Origin of the sequence: Kribbella sp. NPDC051587 (assembly GCF_044453945.1) — a bacterium.
Classification (GTDB): Bacteria; Actinomycetota; Actinomycetes; order Propionibacteriales; family Kribbellaceae; genus Kribbella.
The window spans coordinates 283,179-301,087 of the sequence record NZ_JBITDE010000007.1 but is presented as its reverse complement, the minus strand read 5'-3'; the positions used below and the strand labels follow the sequence as shown (position 1 = coordinate 301,087).

General features: G+C 67.0%; 13 protein-coding genes. 4 read left to right on the top strand and 9 right to left on the bottom strand.

Going from position 1 to position 17,909, the window contains the following annotated elements:
• The first annotated feature begins 109 nt into the window (after positions 1-109).
• Both ACIA49_RS25590 and ACIA49_RS25585 read left to right on the top strand, forming a co-directional pair.
• The gene (locus ACIA49_RS25590) at positions 110-2,524 is read left to right on the top strand and encodes a penicillin-binding protein (protein WP_396379848.1); all 2,415 of its coding nucleotides are present in this window, start codon (positions 110-112) and stop codon (positions 2,522-2,524) included.
• Between the two features lie 67 nt (positions 2,525-2,591).
• Positions 2,592-3,860 carry an aminotransferase class I/II-fold pyridoxal phosphate-dependent enzyme gene (locus ACIA49_RS25585; RefSeq protein ID WP_396379847.1) on the top strand — a complete coding sequence of 423 codons (1,269 nt, stop codon included), beginning with the start codon at positions 2,592-2,594 and terminating at the stop codon, positions 3,858-3,860.
• Here ACIA49_RS25585 and ACIA49_RS25580 read toward each other — a convergent pair.
• The 3 genes from ACIA49_RS25580 to ACIA49_RS25570 all read right to left on the bottom strand — a co-directional run bounded on the left by ACIA49_RS25580 (position 3,849) and on the right by ACIA49_RS25570 (position 7,212).
• Entirely contained in the window at positions 3,849-4,358 is a 510-nt protein-coding gene (locus ACIA49_RS25580; protein WP_396379846.1) for a PaaI family thioesterase, read from the bottom strand. The two genes, ACIA49_RS25585 and ACIA49_RS25580, sit on opposite strands and share 12 nt — an antisense overlap.
• 77 nt (positions 4,359-4,435) lie before the next feature.
• Positions 4,436-5,797, bottom strand: coding sequence for a hypothetical protein (locus tag ACIA49_RS25575; protein WP_396379845.1), 1,362 nt, complete (start codon positions 5,795-5,797; stop codon positions 4,436-4,438).
• Positions 5,798-5,853: 56 nt separating this feature from the next.
• Positions 5,854-7,212: an NAD-dependent succinate-semialdehyde dehydrogenase gene (locus ACIA49_RS25570; protein ID WP_396379844.1), complete on the bottom strand. Its 1,359-nt coding sequence runs from the start codon at positions 7,210-7,212 to the stop codon at positions 5,854-5,856.
• Between the two features lie 170 nt (positions 7,213-7,382).
• Between ACIA49_RS25570 and ACIA49_RS25565 the strand changes: the two genes are divergently transcribed.
• On the top strand, positions 7,383-9,479 hold the full coding sequence (locus tag ACIA49_RS25565) for a M6 family metalloprotease domain-containing protein (RefSeq protein ID WP_396379843.1): 2,097 nt from the start codon (positions 7,383-7,385) through the stop codon (positions 9,477-9,479).
• Here ACIA49_RS25565 and ACIA49_RS25560 read toward each other — a convergent pair.
• Positions 9,469-10,029: a GNAT family N-acetyltransferase gene (locus ACIA49_RS25560; RefSeq protein WP_396379842.1), complete on the bottom strand. Its 561-nt coding sequence runs from the start codon at positions 10,027-10,029 to the stop codon at positions 9,469-9,471. The two genes, ACIA49_RS25565 and ACIA49_RS25560, sit on opposite strands and share 11 nt — an antisense overlap.
• A 191-nt stretch (positions 10,030-10,220) precedes the next feature.
• On the opposite strand from ACIA49_RS25560, the gene ACIA49_RS25555 reads away from it, so the two are divergent.
• Positions 10,221-12,257: a phosphocholine-specific phospholipase C gene (locus ACIA49_RS25555; protein WP_396379841.1), complete on the top strand. Its 2,037-nt coding sequence runs from the start codon at positions 10,221-10,223 to the stop codon at positions 12,255-12,257.
• A 7-nt stretch (positions 12,258-12,264) separates the two neighbouring features.
• On the opposite strand, the gene ACIA49_RS25550 is transcribed toward ACIA49_RS25555, so the two are convergent.
• From ACIA49_RS25550 to ACIA49_RS25530, 5 genes are read right to left on the bottom strand one after another with little or no spacing between them, the layout of a single operon-like run.
• Complete coding sequence (locus tag ACIA49_RS25550) at positions 12,265-13,173, bottom strand: ABC transporter ATP-binding protein (RefSeq protein WP_396379840.1); 909 nt, start codon at positions 13,171-13,173, stop codon at positions 12,265-12,267.
• Positions 13,170-14,030, bottom strand: coding sequence for an ABC transporter ATP-binding protein (locus ACIA49_RS25545; RefSeq protein ID WP_396379839.1), 861 nt, complete (start codon positions 14,028-14,030; stop codon positions 13,170-13,172). Before ACIA49_RS25545 ends, ACIA49_RS25550 begins: the two co-directional genes overlap by 4 nt.
• Positions 14,023-14,898: an ABC transporter permease gene (locus tag ACIA49_RS25540; protein ID WP_396379838.1), complete on the bottom strand. Its 876-nt coding sequence runs from the start codon at positions 14,896-14,898 to the stop codon at positions 14,023-14,025. The genes ACIA49_RS25545 and ACIA49_RS25540 overlap by 8 nt, the downstream gene beginning before the upstream one ends.
• Before the next feature lie 6 nt (positions 14,899-14,904).
• Positions 14,905-15,999, bottom strand: coding sequence for an ABC transporter permease (locus ACIA49_RS25535; RefSeq protein WP_396379837.1), 1,095 nt, complete (start codon positions 15,997-15,999; stop codon positions 14,905-14,907).
• Positions 15,996-17,828, bottom strand: coding sequence for an ABC transporter substrate-binding protein (locus ACIA49_RS25530; protein WP_396379836.1), 1,833 nt, complete (start codon positions 17,826-17,828; stop codon positions 15,996-15,998). The genes ACIA49_RS25535 and ACIA49_RS25530 overlap by 4 nt, the downstream gene beginning before the upstream one ends.
• Positions 17,829-17,909: the final 81 nt, after the last annotated feature.

Genomic DNA, 17,909 nt, shown 5'->3' with positions numbered 1-17,909 from the left:
AGCACCGCGTAAAATCCTCATCACAGCGGGTGAGATCGCGCGTCGAATGTGTTAATTCCGTGATCTCAGGCCTGCCGAAGCCCCCACACCTGCCGTACTGTGCCGGACCATGCACAGAAGTGAGCCGGCCCGCCCGAATGCCCTCCGGTCGGTGCTCCTCTTCCTCCTGGTGAGCGCGCTGTCCGGTGCGCTCGTCGCCGGTCTGGCGCTCCCGCTGGCCGGCCTGGCCGGCGTGACCACGGCGACCGCGCACAACACGGTCCAGTTCCTCCCGCAGGACCTGGAGATCCCGCCGTTGCGGCAGAAGACCGTCATCCAGGCGGCCGACGGATCGCAGATCGCCACCCTCTACCAGGAGAACCGGACCGAGGTCCCGCTGAAGGCGATCAACCCGATCATGCTGAAGGCGATCGTGGCGATCGAGGACGACCGGTTCTACGAGCACGGCGCCCTGGACGCCAAGGGCACGCTGCGCGCGCTGCTGCGCAACCAGTCGGGCAGTGGGGTGTCGCAGGGCGGCTCCAGCATCACCCAGCAGTACGTCAAGCTGAGCCTGGTCGCGAAGGCGAAGACTCCCGAGGAGCGCGCGGCCGCGACCGCGGACACCTACGAGCGCAAGTTCGCCGAGCTGCGCTACGCGATCGCGGTCGAGCAGAAGATCCCGAAGGACGAGATCCTGCACCGGTACCTGAACCTCGCCTTCTTCGGCGGCCGCTCGTACGGCGTCGAGGCCGCCGCCCGGCACTACTTCGGGATCCCCGCGTCGAAGCTCACGCTGACGCAGGCCGCGCTGCTGGCCGGCCTGGTGAAGAACCCGGTCGGCTACGACCCGACCGACAACCCCAAGAAGGCCAAGGTGCGGCGCGACACCGTGCTGGTGCGGATGCGCGACCTCGGCATGATCTCCGCCAAGCAGGCGACGGCGGCGATGAAGACCGCCGTCATCGACACCCGCAAGGTGCAGACCGTGCCGAACGGATGCGCGAACTCGAAGTACCCGTTCTACTGCGACTACGTCGTGGCCAAGCTGAAGGACAACCCGGTCTTCGGCAAGGACGAGGAGGCGCGGGAGAACTACATCGAGACCGCCGGCCTGACGATCAGGACCGCGCTCGACCCGAAGATCCAGGCCGCGGCGCAGAAGTCGATCAACCAGCACTCCAAGCCGACCGACCAGGCCGTCGCCGCGATCACCATCGTCGAGCCCGGCACCGGCCTGGTGAAGGCGATGGCACAGAGCAAGCCGTACGGGTTCAAGAAGAACCAGACGGCGTACAACTACAACGTCGAGAAGTCCTACCCCGGTGGCTTCGGCGGGTTCCAGAACGGGTCGACGATGAAGGCGTTCACCATCGCCGCCGCGATCCAGAAGGGGATCCCGCTCAACTACCGGATCAACTCGCCGCAGACCCTCGACCTGAGCGGCCGCGAGTTCAAGACCTGCAAGGGCACGGCCTCCGACCCGCACTACGTCCCGAAGAACTCGACCAAGACCGTGGCGGATCCGTCGATGATCGACGCGGCGCGGGCCTCGACCAACACCTACTTCCTGCAGCTGTCCGAGCAGGTCGGCCTGTGCCCGATCGCGACGCTCGCGGCGAAGATGGGCATGCGCGACGCCCAGAGCGAGACGCCGCTGCTGCAGGTTCCGTCGATGACGCTGGGCTCGGCGGGTCTGATCACGCCGATGATGCTGTCCAGCGCGTACGCGACGTTCGCCGCCCGGGGCACGTTCTGCAACCCGCAGGTGATCACCGCGGTCGCGAGTGTCCGCGGTAAGTCGATCGCGACCCCGGGCCGCAGCTGCAAGCCGGTGATGACGCAGCAGGTCGCGGACGGCGTCAACTACGTGCTGCACCAGGTGATGGAGCCGGGTGGTACCGGTGGCAAGCTGAAGTTCGGCCGCAGCGACCTGGCCGGCAAGACCGGAACGACCGACGAGAACCATTCGGTGTGGTTCGCCGGGTACTCCTCGAAGCTCGCGGCCGCGTCAGTCGTGGCCGACGCGACCCCGCCGTACAAGAACCTGATCCGGCAGATCTTCAACGGCAAGCAGCTGCGCGACGCCTCCGGTTCCGGTACGGCGGGTCCGATCTGGGAGACCGCGATGCGTGGCGCCCTGGCCGGGATGGCGACGACGAAGTTCGTGCAGCCGGACGAGAAGACCATCCGCGGCAATGTGAAGGATCTGCCGTCGGTCAAGGGGATGACGCCGGAGCAGGCGACCGCCGCGCTCGTGGCGCTCGGCTTCAAGGTCACGGTCGCCACCGACCTGGTCAAGTCCGACGCGGTCTCGGGCACGGTGGCCTACACCAGCCCGCGGACCGAGGACGGCGCCCTGCCCGGGGCCACGGTCACGCTCTGGTTGTCGGACGGCAGCGAGGCGCCGCCGCCCACGCCGCCGGTGACGCCCGGCATCCCGCCGCTCCCTCCGCACGGTCCGGGGATCCCGCCGCCGACGAAGCCGACCAAGCCGGCCTGCCCGCCGTGGGACCCGAAGTTCCCGAACTGCGGTCGGCGCTGACCCGTGGTATAGCTGCCTGTCAGATCCCACTAAGCTGTGCGTAACGATTGCAGCGAAGGGAAATGTCGTGGGTGGTTCAGCCTTGACGGTGGAAGAGTTGACGGCGCAGCGGGACAGCGCCCAGGCGGAGTACGACGCTCTCGCCGCGAAGGGGCTGAAGCTCGATCTGACCCGTGGTAAACCGTCGCCGCGACAGCTCGATCTCGCCGACGGAATTCTCGGGGCGGTCGAGCGTCCGGTCGGCGCGGACGGCACCGACCTGCGCAACTACGGCGGGACCAACGGGCTGCCCGAACTGCGCGCGATCTTCGCCGAGGGCCTGCAGGTCCCGGCCGACCAGCTGCTCGCCCTGGGCAACTCCAGCCTCGAGCTGATGCACGACGCGATCGTGTTCGCACTGCTCGGCCAGGTGCCGGGCGCCGAGCGCCGCTGGGCCGACGAGGACGAGATCACCTTCCTGTGCCCGGTGCCCGGCTACGACCGGCACTTCGGCATCTGCGAGCGCTACGGGATCAAGATGGTCCCGGTCGCGCTGACGGCGGACGGCCCGGACATGGACGAGGTCGAGCGGCTGGTCGCCGCCGACGCCTCGATCAAGGGCATCTGGTGCGTGCCGAAGTACAGCAACCCGACCGGCACGACGTACTCGGACGAGACGGTCCGCCGGCTCGCCACGATGACCACGGCCGCGCCGGACTTCCGGATTTTCTGGGACAACGCGTACGCCGTGCACCACCTGACCGACGAGCACGCGGAGCTGGCCGACGTACTGGCGCTGGCTGCCGAGGCCGGGAACGCCGACCGCGTCTTCGTGTTCGGGTCGAGCTCGAAGATCACCTTCGCCGGGGCCGGGGTCGCGTTCTTCGGCGCCTCGCCGGCGAACCTGAAGTGGTGGGCGAGCCACACGGTCAAGCGGAGCATCGGGCCGGACAAGGTCAACCAGCTCCGGCACGTGCGGTTCCTGCGCGACGCCGACGGTCTGGCCGAGCACATGCGCAAGCTGGCCGGGCTGATCCGGCCGAAGTTCGAGGCGGTCGACAAGATCCTCACCGCGGACCTCGGCGACACCGGGTTCGCGTCCTGGAACGCGCCGGCCGGCGGCTACTTCATCACGTTGCAGGTGCCCGACGGCTGCGCCGCGGACGTCGTCGCCAAGGCGAAGGCGGCCGGGATCGCGCTCACCCCGGCCGGCGCCACCCACCCGTACGGCGACGACCCGTCGGACAGCATCATCCGGATCGCCCCGACGTACCCGGAGCTCGACGAGCTCGAGACCGCGGTCGCCGGACTGACGGTCTGCGTCCGGCTGTCCGCGGTCGAGAAGCTACTGGCCTAGTTCGAAGATCAGGCAGGTGGACGTCGCGTGGGCCAGCAAGGTCCCGCGCTCGTCCACCAGCCTGGCTTCGGCGACGGCGGTACGACGGCCGCGGCTGATGATCTGACCGGTGCAGCGCAGCTCACCGGACTTCACCGTGACCGGCTTGATGAAGCGCGTGTTCAGATCGAGGGACGTGTAGCCGACACCGGCCGGCAGCGTCGAGTGCACCGTGCAACCCGCGGCGGTGTCGAGCAGGGTCGCGATCACGCCGCCGTGCACGGTACCGAGCGGGTTGTAGTGGAATTCCTGGGCGGGCATGATCACCGTCATCCGGCCCTCCTCGACCTCGATACCGGTCGCGCCGATCAGCTGCAGGATCGGCGGCGGCGGGATCTCCCCGTCGCGCAGCGCCTGCAGCATCTCGAGGCCGGACGTCGTCCCGACCCTGGCCGCGATCTCCGCCGGATCCGGCCAGCTGAACGTGCGGGAGCGCGGGCCGTCCTCGATCTCTGTCATGCGCCGAGCCTCACAGCTCAGAGCTGGGTCTGTCAATGAGACCTAGAGCTCTCGGGCCGAGCTCAGCCTCAGGCCCTTCAGCGCCTGACCAGCAACGGCTGGAACGCGGCTCGCACGTTCGCGTCGGAGGGCTCGACCGGCGTCGAGATCGTGCTGCCGTAGACCGGCGTGAGCCCCGAGTCGTCGGTGTAGAAGAGCGGGCAGGCCTCGCCGGTGATCGTCACCTTGCCGGTCCGCACGAGTTTGCCGGTGCGTAACGCGTAGACCTTCACCGGCACCACAACCTTGCGGAACGTGCGGTTGAAGTGAAGGCCCGGATCATCCTCGCGGGTGTAAGGGCAGGTCCGGATGGCCGGTCCGTCCTCGACCGTCTCGGTGCAGATGATCACCGACGCGTTGGTCGGCACGGCCGTCTTCCACTGCCGCGGCAGCTGATCGAGGTACTCGTCGGTCTCGCCGAGGAACAGCGCGCGGTTCACGCCGCGGCGGTAGAGCGGCGCGCCGCTGTACTTCGCCGGCTTGTCGCAGTACTCCCCCGAGGTGACCAGACCCCGGACGTCGAGCAGCTCGACCTTCACCGCCACGAGAGCCATCGCGGCGCGCGCCTTGGGCGTGATGGCAGCGTGGGGGTACTGTCCGATCAGCTCCTGGTACCGCCCCAGCGCCGCGCGCCACTTCGCCGCCTTCGCCTCGGACTGCGCACACTCGAACTGAGCGTCGGGCAGGAGGCCGTCACCGGCCGAGTTCGCCTTGTCCAGCACGTTCTGGGTCTGGTGCCGGCCACGCAGCCAGGTCGCCAACGCGACCGTCGGGCACGGACCGCCCTTCGTCACCGTGCCGAGGTACTGGTCGAGTACCTTCTCCACCGTCTTCTCCTGCCCCGGCTTCGCGAGCACCTCGCCGAGCTTCGCGAACTGCTCACCCAGGAGGTCGACATCACCCGACCAGGTCCCCTCCAACCGCAGCGCGATCTCCTGCAGTTGCTTGCAGGCCTCGACATCAACGCCGAGCCGCTCAATCCCCGGCGCGTCCGCCAGGCGATCGCCGTACCGGGCCTTCTGCTGCGCGGCCGTGACACCCATGCAGTCGCCGGCCGCGCGCGCGTCGGCGACGTCGCGCTGGATGCCGACGGCCTCGACGCGAAAGAAGACGCCGACCAAGAGGACAGGAACCGTTACACACAAGGCGATCAGCCGCTGCTCAGTCGCCGACCTCGTCCCCGGCTTACCCCCCAGGAGCCAGCCGTGGACGACGACAGCAACCCACCACACCACCAACGCGATCTCGCACCAGAGCGCCTTCTGCGCCACCACCAGCAGCATGAGCGCGACCGAGATCAACGGTGCAGCGATCGCCAGCCGCCAGCGGCACAACAGCACATAGCCGATACCCAGCAGCGAGGCGTTCCCGACAGCAGCAGCCAACCGATCGTCTTTCATGCCGCAAGTCTGGCTGCGTGTGAACCCCCGTCACCGACCGTGGCGCCAACCTGCCATCAGAGCCTGATCGATTTGTGGTTCATGAATTCCTCGATGCCGGCGGGACCGAGTTCGCGGCCGATGCCGGAGCGTTTGATGCCGCCGAACGGCAGGTCGGCCTGGGAACCTCCGGCGCGGTTGAAGTAGACCATGCCCGCGTCGATGCGATCGGCGACCCGGCGCAGCTGCTCCGGGTCGGTGCCCCAGACGCTGGCGCCGAGACCGAAGGGGGTGTCGTTGGCGATGCGGATCGCATCGTCCTCGTCGGTCGCCTTGAAGACGATGGCGACCGGGCCGAAGATCTCTTCGTAGTACGCGTCCGTGCCGGGTGTGACATCGGTCAGAACGGTCGCCTCCAGGTAGGCGCCGGGGCCGATCCGTCGCCCGCCCGCTCTGAGCGTCGCGCCCTGTTCGACCGCTCGCGCGACCTGGCCCGCGACCTCGTCCGCGGCCGCGATCGAGGCCAGCGGCGGGAGCTTGGTCTCGGGATCGGATGGGTCACCCGGCACGTAGTACTCCGCGACCCGCTTGGTCAGGCGGTCGACATACTCGTCGTACAGGTCGGCGAGCACGATGATCCGCTTCGGCGCGTTGCACGACTGGCCGCAGTTCCGCATCCGCGCCGTCGCGGTGGCGTTGACGGTCTCGTCCATGTCAGCGGTGTCGAGGATGATCAGCGGATCCGAGCCGCCGAGCTCGAGCACGGTCTTCTTCAGGTTCTTCCCGGCCTCGGCCGCGACCGAGATCCCGGCCTGCTCACTCCCGGTCAGCGAGACACCGACGATCCGGTCGTCGGCCAGGATCGCCGGGATCTGCCGGCTCGACGCGAACGTGTTCACATACACATCAGCCGGTACGCCGGCCGCGTGCAGAACCTCCTCGATCACCCGCGCCGACCCCGGGCAGATCGATGCGTGCTTGAGCAGAATCGTGTTGCCCAGCACGAGATTCGGCGCCACGAACCGCGCCACCTGGTAACACGGGAAGTTCCACGGCATGATCCCGAGCAGCGGCCCGATCGGCCCCTTCGTGATCACCGCCCGGCCGCCCTTGACCTCCAGCGGCTCGTCCTTCAGCAACGCCGGCCCGTGCTCCGCGTAGTACCGGAAGATGTCGACGACGATGCCGACCTCGCCCAGCCCCTCGTTGACCCGCTTCCCCATCTCCCGGGTCATGATCGCGGCCAGCTCCCCGGCCCGCTCCTCGAACAGCTCAGCCGCCCGCGCGACGATCGCCGCCCGCTCCTCGACGCTCCGGCTCCGCCAGCCCGGGTACGACGCATGCACCCGCCCGACCGCGTCCCGAACCTCCGCCTCGGTCGAGTTCGGCACTTCCTCCACCAGCACACCCGTCGCCGGGTCGGTGACCGTGTACATGACTCCTCCATCCGCCGCCGCCAGTGCCCGGCCAGACTAACCACTCAACGACATACTGTATACAGTCATCTCATTTGTTGTAGTCAGGGGTGTTGAGGAGGCATGCTCATGGCTGCCCGCCTGTACTTCAATGACTCCGCCCGCCCACATCGTCGATCGGATGCCCGCCCGTGTCTGAGCAACGGAAATACCGCCTTGCCCTGCGACTGGCCGCCGTACTGGCCGCTGTTTCGGTGCCGACCTTGGCGCTCGCCGCGCCGACCGCTCCCCCGGATCCTGTGAATGCCTGGCAGTACCCGCATTGGCCACAGCAACAGCCCTGGCAGGAGTCGGGGGTAGACCAGCGGGTGGCGAAGACGGCGGCCGGTGGGTTGCCGGGGGCGATCGATCCGCAGAACTGGGAGAACCCGGACCACATGACGTGGTCGGACTACAAGAAGCCGCCCGGGACCAACTGGGCCGACCCGAACGTGAAGGGATCGCAGCGGACGTTCAAGGGTGCGTTGGTGCTGCTGGACTACCCGAACCAGGACTTCGTGATCACGAAGCCGAAGGGGTCGACGGTGTTCGGCAACCCGAGTGCCGAGGCGAACGGCGTACCGCGTGATCAGGTCGCGAAGTTCTACCAGGACTTCCTGAACAAGCCAGGCACGCTGAACCGCGGTCACACGCTGCACGAGTACTGGATGGAGGACTCCGGCGGCCGGTACGGCGTCGACCTCACCGGATTCGGTCCTTATCGGCTGCCGGGGAAGTCGCACGAGTACGCGATGGAGTTCCAGAAGCCGAGCGACTGCCCGGCCGGGGACAACTGCAACCGGAACATCCGCACCGACGGCCGCGCCGCGTGGGTCGCCGACCAGGGCCCTGAGGTGCCGGCCGGGTTCGACTTCGTGTTCTTCCTCAGCGCCGGTCAGGACGAGTCGTCGACCTGGCAGGAGTTCGGGATGATGAAGTTCCCGACCAAGGAGGACGTCACCGACGACTTCGGCCCGCCGGACCCCGCGCTGCCGAACTGGTCCGACACCCGGTACGTCGACTGGACGTCGTGGGCCGCCGGGTCGTCGATCTGGCCGAACGCCGGTGGTGGTTCGTCGACGCAGGCGGAGAGCTCGGGAATGGCGGTCTTCGCCCACGAGTTCAGTCACATCCTGGGCATCGGCGACAACTACAACAACCCGTACGGCGTCCCGGCACGGCGCTCCTACACCGGCATCTGGGAGATGCTCAGCCGCGGTAGCTTCAACGGGCCCGGTGGTCCACACAGCCGGTGGATGATCCCGGCAACCGGTGGAGCCTCGATGGGGGCGCAACACATGCTGCGCAACAAGATCAAGCTCAACATGGTCGACGAGAAGAACGTCCTGCGGCTCTCGCGGGAGGCCCTCGCGACGTCCGGCGTGGTCGTCGCGGACGTCACCGCGCGCACCACGGACCCAGGCCCCAAGGGGTTGTCCGGGGTCAACATCCAGCTCGGCGGCGCGGGCGACCTCGCGCCTGCTTGTGACACGTCGAAGGATCCGTTCTGCGACGGGCGCGGCTACAACAACTACACCGTCGAGGTCGTCGACCGGCAGGGCACGGACTCGTTCACGCCGGACTCCGGCGTACTGCTGGCCAAGACCAAGAACCAGGACGCGGCGCCGTTCGAGTGGGTGGTCGACGCCAACCCGCAGGACATCAACATGACCGACTACGTGCTGCCGGACGGCACCAAGGTCCCGATCACGATCGGCGACTACCGCCAGCTCTCCGACGCGCTCTTCCACGCAGGCACCAACTCGGGCAGCGAGTACGAGTACACCGACACCGCCAACCGCCTGCACTTCTACATCACCAACGTACGGCGCGATCGCGCCGGCGTCCTCTCCTACACGGTCGCCATCCGCTCCCTCGACGGCTCCGGACCGCAGCAGCGCGGCGTCCGCGTGCTGCCGACTGTCGCCGTACCGGGTCGTGCCGGCCTGCAGACCTGCACCTTCAAACTCACCAACACCGGCAAGGCGGGCGCCGCATCACAGCACCCCGAGGACGTCTCGGCGTACCTGAAGGGTGACGTCTACCGCCTCTCCGCCAAGGTGAACGGCAAGGACTGGCAGGTCTCCCTCCCGAACGCCCTCACCACCGCCAACGCCGGCCAACAGGTCAGCGTCCCCGTCTACACCAAGGCCGGCCAAAGCCCGGTCGCCAAAGTAACGCTGACCGCCAAGTCGGAAAGCGATCCCTCCAAGACCGCCACCGCCACCTGCATAGCCATCAAGCGCTGACCTCAGTGCGGTCCCCGGCCCGCGCGGCCGGGGACCGCAGGCCGAGCCACTGCTCGGCGTTCCAGGCATGGAACCGCTCCACCTCGGTGAAGCCCAGCTTCTCCGCGAGGCGCATCGAGCCGGCGTTGGCGGTCTGGGTGTGGAGCACGACCGGCTCGCCGGGAAGGACACCGTCGAACCAGTCGAGTACAGCCGTGCACGCCTCGGCGGCGTACCCGGATCCCCACGCCCGCCGGAGGAACAGGTACCCGAGATCGATCTTCCCCACGGCGGCCGGGCGACCGTGCTCCGGCATTCTCCGGAGCAGGATCTGACCGATCATCGTCCCGTCGAGATCGACGACGAAACAGCCGGGCCCTTGCCCAGGCACCTCGGGCAGCTCGCGCTCGAGCTCGTCCCGCGCGCGGGGCCCGCCGAGGTAGGTGTGCACCTCCGGGGAGCTCAGCAGCTCGATGAACACCGCACGGTCGCGGGCCGCGGACCCCCGCAGGATCAGCCTCTCGGTCTCGATCGGGGCAGGCGGCCAGGTGACGGGTCCGAGCTCAGTCATACCGACCACCCAATCAGCAGGCTCGGCATGTGGGCTCGGCGGCTGCCCGGGTTGATCATAATGGCGCGAAACTGCGTAATGAGAACAGAAACGTTCATCTTCCATCGGTTAATCGTTCAGGTTAGGGTGCCTGCGATGCAGTGCTGGTGGTTGACACTCCATCCGCCCCACCCGTCCGACAGGAGACACGCATGCCAGACCTCAATCGCCGCAGGTTCCTGCAACTGGCCGGCGCCTCGGCCGGTTTCGCCGCGATGGCGAACAGTATCGAGCAGGCCGCCGCGATCCCGGCGCACCACCGGTACGGCGACATCAACGACGTCGAGCACATCGTCGTACTGATGCAGGAGAACCGCTCGTTCGATCACTACTTCGGGACGCTGAAGGGGGTTCGCGGCTTCGGCGATCCGCGGCCGGTGACGCAGCCGAGCGGGCGGCCCGTGTTCTATCAGCGGGACAAGAACGGCAAGGAGGTGCCGCCGTTCCATCCGGACGCCGACGATCTCGGTCTGCAGTTCCTCACCGGGCTGCCGCACAGCTGGCCGGACGGGCACGCGGCGATCAACCGCGGCAACTACGACAACTGGATCCCGGGCAAGGGCCACGTCGCCACGATGGCCTACCTGACCCGTGCGGACATGCCGTTCCACTACGCGCTCGCGGACAAGTTCACGCTCTGCGACTCGTACCACTGCTCGTTCATCGGTGCGACCGACCCGAACCGCTACTACCTGTGGAGCGGGTACGTCGGCAACGACGGCACCGGCGGCGGTCCGGTCCTGGGCAACGACGAGGCGGGCTACGGCTGGACGACGTACCCGGAGCGGCTCGAGAAGGCCGGCGTCTCCTGGAAGGTCTACCAGGACATCGGCGACGGCCTGGACGGGCCGGGCGGCTGGGGCTGGATCGACGACGCGTACCGCGGCAACTACGGCGACAACTCGTTGCTGTACTTCAACAACTACCGCAACGCGAAACCCGGGGAAGCGCTCTACGAGAAGGCCCGGACCGGCACGAACGCCAAGGCCGGCGAGGACTACTTCGGTCAGCTGCGCGCCGACGTGAAGGCCGACCGGCTCCCGAAGATCTCCTGGATCGCCGCCCCCGAGGCCTTCAGCGAGCACTCCAACTGGCCGACCAACTACGGCGCCTGGTACATCTCCCGCGTCCTGGACGCCCTCACCTCGAACCCGAAGGTGTGGAGCAAGACCGCGCTGTTCATCACCTACGACGAGAACGACGGCTTCTTCGACCACGTCGTCCCGCCGTTCCCGCCGAAGGACGCGAACCAGGGCCTGTCCACCGTTGATGTTGCCTCGGACAACTTCCCCGGTGACAGCCGGTACGCCGCCGGTCCGTACGGACTGGGTCCGCGGGTCCCGATGTTCGTGATCTCGCCCTGGAGCACCGGCGGGTACACATGTTCCGAGGTCTTCGACCACACCTCGGTGATCCGATTCATGGAGAAGCGCTTCGGCGTCCACGAGCCGAACATCTCGCCGTGGCGGCGGGCGATCTGCGGCGACCTCACCTCCGCGTTCGACTTCGACACCGCGCACAACCAGAAGATCCCGCTCCCCGACACCGCGGACTACCAGCCGCCGGACAACGAGCGGCACCCGACCTACGTGCCGGCGTCTCCCCCGCTCGGTGAGCTCCCCGCCCAGGAACGCGGCTCCCGCCGTACCAGGCCGTTGCCTTATGCATCGACCATCGACGGCGCTTCGGCCGGCGGCCGGTACACGTTGACCTTCTCGTCCGGCGCCCACGCCGGTGCGCAGTTCCTGGTCAACGCGTACAACCGCACCGACGGCCCGTGGACGTACACCACCGAAGCAGGCAAGACGATCTCGGACAGCTGGAACGCCACCGCGTACGGCGGCATCTACGACCTGACCGTCCACAGCGCGAACGGCTTCGTCCGCGCCTTCAAGGGCAAGCCCGCCACAGCCCTCGAGGTCACCGCCCGCGACACCAGCACCGGCGACGTCAAGCTCACCCTCAGCACCGACATCGCCCGCACGGTCACCATCACCAGCGCGTACGGCGGCCGCCCCAAGACGCTCAACCTCAAGCCAGGCACGACGAGCCACCTCATCACGACCACCCGCCGCTGGTACGACGTCACCGTCACCACCACGGCCGACAAGTCCTACCAACGCCGCTTCGCCGGCCACGTCGAGACCGGCCAGCCGGGCCTCAGCGACCCGGCCATCCGCACGGTCTGAATCCGGCTCAGAGGATAGGGGCTTCCGGCGCCGGGGCAGCTGCCTTGGCGTCGGCTCGCTCCTGGTCGGCGAGTTCGTCGACCGTGATGCGGTTCGTCCAGCGGTTGTCGGGGTCGGGTTGCGGGATCGAGTCGAGCAGGAGTTTGGTGTACGGGTGGGAGGGCTCGTGCATGACGGTCGAGACCGGGCCGCGTTCGACGATCTCGCCCTTGGTGATCACCATGACCTCGCCGCCGAGGTAGTAGACGGTGGACAGGTCGTGGGTGATGAAGAGGGTGGTCATGCCGTGCTCGCGTTGGAAGTCGAGCAGGATGTCCAGGAAATGCTTGCGGACCTGGGCATCCAGCATCGAGACGGGTTCGTCGGCGATGATGAACGACGGGCGCAGCATGTGCACCCGGGCCAGCATGATGCGTTGGCGCTGACCGCCGGACAGTTGGTGCGGGTAACGCCCGAGAACGTTCTCCGGCTCAAGCCGCACTGCTCTGAGCGACTCCTCGATCAGCTCCAGTCCCTTGGATCTGCTCTTGGTCAGCCCGAACTTCTTGAGCGCCTTCCACAGCACGCGATCGACCCGGTAGAACGGGTTGAAGATCGCGTACGGATCCTGGAACACGGGCTGCACATCGCGCCGGTACTCGTCGTACTCGGCGCGATTGAGCTTGAAGATGTCCTTGCCACCGTAGAGAACGCTGCCCGCGGTCGGCTTCTGCAGACCGAGTACATTGCGCGCGATCGTGCTCTTACCGCTACCACTCTGGCCGACCAGGCTGACCACCTGCGGCGGCTGAGCAGCGAGCGTGAAGCTCACGTCGTCGACGGCCGTGATGTAGCCGGAGGCGACCCCGCGGGCATGGAATCGTTGCTGTACGCCCCTAAGTTCCAGCTCGGCCAAATGCTCTCGACCAGGCTTCATGCCGGCCTCCTTCCGACGCGCGGGATCGACTCGATCAGCCGTTGGGTGTACGGATCCTGCGGATCCTTGAACACCTGCCGGACGTCGCCGACCTCGACGAGCCGGCCTTCGTACATCACCGCGACCCGGTCGACCAGCTGCGCGTGCACACCCATGTCGTGCGAGATCACCATCAGCGTGACGCCGAAGTCGGTGCGCAGATCGGCCAGCGACTGGAGGATCACCCGCTGGATCGTCACGTCGAGCGCGGTGGTCGGCTCGTCCGCGATCACCAGGTCGGGTTCGAGCGCGACCGCGATCGCCATCAGCACCCGCTGCTTCATCCCGCCGGACAGCTCGTGTGGGTACATCCGGCCGACCCGCGGCTCTAGGCCGACCTGGCTGAGCAGCCGCGGGATCAACGTGTCCAGCTCGCCTTTGCGGGCCGGCGCGTGTTCCAGGATGACGTCCTTGAACTGGTCCTGCACCCGCATCACCGGGTTCAGCGAGCTCATGGATCCCTGCGGGAGATACGAGAGAGCGCTCCATCGCAGGACCCGGAGCTCCTCGCCGTTCACCTTCAGCAGGTCGACCGGCGACCGCCCGGCCGGGTGGAACATCACCGATCCGGCGGTCACCTTGCCCGGCGGTTTGAGCAGCCGCAGCAGCGCCACGGCGAGCGTGCTCTTGCCGCTGCCCGACTCCCCCGCGATGCCCAGGATCTCGCCCCGACGGACGGCGAGATCCAGCCCCCGTACGGCCTGTACATCGCCACGGCTGGTCGAATAGGTGACGTCCAGCCCCGTGATCTCCAGCACCGTCCCGGAGTCCGTCGAGGCGCCCTTGTGCTTGGCGGATTCCTTCACCGACTCACTCACCGGCCACTCCCCTCAGCCGTGGGTTGTAGACCTCTTCGAGCCCGATGTTCACCATGTTCAGGGCGGCGAACAGCAAGGTCAGCAAGACGATCGGTACGACGAAGATCGGCCAGGCGCCGAGCGTCAGCGCGCCGGTGCTGATCGCAGTGAAGATGATCTGCCCGAGATCGATCACGCCACCCGGTCCGAGGCCGATGACCTCCAGGCCGACCAGCCCGAAGATCGCTCCCAGCGCCGACGAGGCGAACCCGACGCCGATGAACGGCAGCAGGTTCGGCAACAGCTCGGTGGCGATGATCTCGAGGTCGTGGGCCTTGGTGACCCGGGCCAGATCGACGTACGGGCGGGACCGCAGGCTGAGCACCTGCGAGCGGATCGTCTTGGCGGCGAACGGCCAGGAGAAGATCGAGATCATCACGCCGACCTGGAACAGACTCACGTTCTTCGCGTACGCCGAGAGCGCGATCAGCAGCGGGAAGGTCGGGATCACCAGCAGGATCCCGGTGAACGTCGACAGTACGGCGTCGACCCAGCCGCCCTTGTAGCCGGCGACGAAGGCGACGATCACCCCGACCACCGTCGAGATCACGCCGGCGATCGCCCCGATCTGCAGGGAGACGGCGAGAGCGCTCACCACCATCGCCAGGACGTCCCGCCCGAACTGATCGGTGCCGAGCAGATGTCCCGGTCCCGGCACCAGCCAGCGCTCGTACGCCGCCACCTCCAGCGGATCCGTCGACCCCCCGATCGCCTTCACGATCAGCGGGCTGAGCACCGCGACGAGCACCATCACGAGCAGCACCGCCAGCCCGATCGCCAACCGCCTGCTGTTCCGGATCGTTCGTAGTACAGCTGTCAGGATTCGCATCGGCGCCTACTTCCAGTACTTGACGCGTGGATCGAGCAGCGGCAGCAGGAGATCGAGCAGCAGGACGGCGGTCAGCACCGAGAAGATCGCGATGTTGGTCACCCCGAGGATCGTGTTGAAGTCGAGCTGCTGGATCGCGGTGACCAGCGTCGTTCCCAGACCTGGATAGTTGAACAACTGCTCCACCAGCACGTTGCCGTTGAAGATGAAGCCGAGCGAGATGCCGAACGCGGTGATCTGCGGCAGATAGCAGTTCCGCAGGGCGTACCGGGTCAGGATCCGCCAGCCCTTCAGGCCTTTCGCCTCGGCGTACACCAGGTAGTCCTCGCCGAGCACCGGCACCATCAGCATCCGGGTGGACAGGATCCAGCTCATCGTCCCGATGACCACGATCGACAACCCCGGCAGCAGGCCGTACTTCAGCACGCTGCCGATGAATTCAGGCGTGATCCCCGGACTGATCCGGGAGTCGTACGCCGATCTGGCCGGCAGCACGCCCATCGAGTAGGCGAAGATGTAGACCAGGATCAGCGCCACGAAGAAGTACGGGACGTGCGACAGCGCGATCGACAGGTTGGTCGCGATCCGCGATCCGAGTTTGCCGCGCCGCCAGCCGGCGATCGCGCCGATCAGGACGCCGAGGATCCACGCCAGGACGGCGGAGACACCGAGCAGACCGATTGTCCACGGCAACGACCTCAGGATGACCGTCTGCGCGGGCGTCGGGTAGTTGATCAGCGACGGCCCCATGTCGCCGTGCAGGACCAGCTTCTCCATGTACTTCAGGTACTGGGTGAAGATGTTGCCGTCCAGGCCGAACTCGTGCTGATAGCGCGCGATGATCTCGGCACTCGCCTGCTGGTTGTAGATGTAGTTCTGTTGCAGGGTCTGGATCAGCGTCTGGATCGGGTCGCCCGGGATCAGCCGGAAGAAGAAGAACGCGATGGTGAGCGCGCCCCACAGCTCGACCAGGTACAGCCCGAACCGGCGGATCGCGTACGCCGCCAGCGGGTGCCGTGACAGCCAGGCCCGCGCCCCGCTCGGGGGCGCGGTCTCCGCAGGCTTGCCGACAGCGACCACCGGCGGGGCCTCCGCCGTCACGCCGGTCCTTTCTGCCCGGTGGCCTTGATCTTGCCGAGCACCAGGATGAAATGCGGCCACCAGTTGAGCGGCACCTCGTACAGGTCGTCGTCGGTCGGCCAGCCGGTCCAGTACGTCGTGTTGAAGAACTGCGGATACCCGGTCTGGATCACCGGCAGCATCGGCAACTGCTGGAAGTAGATCTCGAGCGCCTCGTCCAGCAGCGGCTTCGCCTCCGGACTACTCGGATCGATCCCGGCGAGCTTGTTCGACACCTCGTCGAACTTCGCGTTCCGGAAGCGCATCTTGTTCTTGCCGGCGGCGTTCTTGCCGATCGGCTGGTACTTGTCACTGGTCCAGTCGGTGTACAGCTGCTCCGGGTCGATGGCGAACCCGGCCCAGCTGGAGTCGATGTCGTACTCACCCCGCTGGAACTTCTCGTCGTGCACGCTGCCGGACAAGCTGCGCAGCGTCGCGGGGACGCCGACCTTGGCGAGGTCGGCCTTGAGCACATTCGCGATCGCGTACTCCGCCTTGTCGACCAGCGCGGGCGTGATGATCTCGAGGTTGACCTCCTTGCCCTTGTACATCCGCTTGCCGGCGGCGTTCTTCGGCGCGATCTCGTCGAGCAGCTGGGCGGCCTTGTCGAGGTTGTACTCGAACTTGTACTTGTTCGCCAGCTCGTCGTTCTTCCACTTGTCGTTGGTCGGGTAGTCGGCCCACGGATAGACCGCCGGCGGCACCTTGACGTCCCACACCGACGTACCGATCTTCTCCCGGTCGAGGCAGTAGTTGATCGCCCACCGCATCTTCGGCTCCGAGATCACGCCTCGGGCCGGATCGCAGTTCAGCCACATCACCCGCGGGTTCGGGTCGTGGAACTGCGTCGTGATCATCGCCGGGTAGCCGGAGTTGCTCAGCTGCGTGGCGTGCTGGGCGTCGATCGAGCCGACGTCGAACTCCACCCGTTCGAAGGCCAGCGACGCCTGGTCGAGCTGCTTCGAGGCGCTCTGGAAGACGACGTACTGCGGTTTGACGTCGAGCTTGTCCTTGTTCCAGTAGTTCGGGTCTTTCTCCCAGACGAACATCTTCTGGTTCCGGATCGCCTGCTTCAGCTTGTACGGACCCGACCGCACCGGCGGATTGTCCTTGTACTTCGTCGGGTCCTGCGACTTCCAGATGTGCTCGGGCATCACGTTGATCGGCGCTCCCGCGATCGCGGCGATGAAGTTGTAGTGCAGTCGTGGGGTCGGCTTCAGCAGCTTGACCACCGCGGTCTGTTCATCCGGTACGTCGATGCTCTTGACGAACTCCTTGAGCTCACCGCCACCGCCGAACAGGTCGGGCCGGTCCTTCAGAAGCATCACGGTGAATTTGAAGTCGTTCGCGCCGAGCGGCTTGCCGTCGTTCCAGTGCGCCTTCGGGTCGAACTTGAGCGTCAGCTCGGTGTTGTCGTCGTTGTACTTGTACTCGGTCGCCAGCCAGGGCGTGAGTTTGCCGGTGGCGAAGCTGAGGAAGAACAACGGTTCGGTGGCCAGCTCGACGCCGGCGCCACTGGGCGAACCGTTCGGGATCATCCCGTCGAAGCTGTCGAAGACCGTGTACTCGCCCTGGCCGACGATCACCGTCTGATCCCGTGGGACCGGGATGTTGGCCTTGTTGATCTGGATCGACTTGGTCGCCGCGGGTTTGTTGTTGGCGGGTTTGTCGGAGTACGAGCCACCGCCGGAACAGGCGGCCAGCAGACCGGTCAGAGCGGTCGCGGCACCTCCCCCGACCAGGCTGCGGCGGCTGAGTTGGTAGCGGACGACCTCGGCTACGTCTTCGAACTGCGGGCGGTTTTCGTCCATGACGAAAGTCACCTCCGTTTCCGTTGCGTTGACCACGGCATAACCGACCGAGAGGTGTCACGGACTATAAGTAGCGTTGAC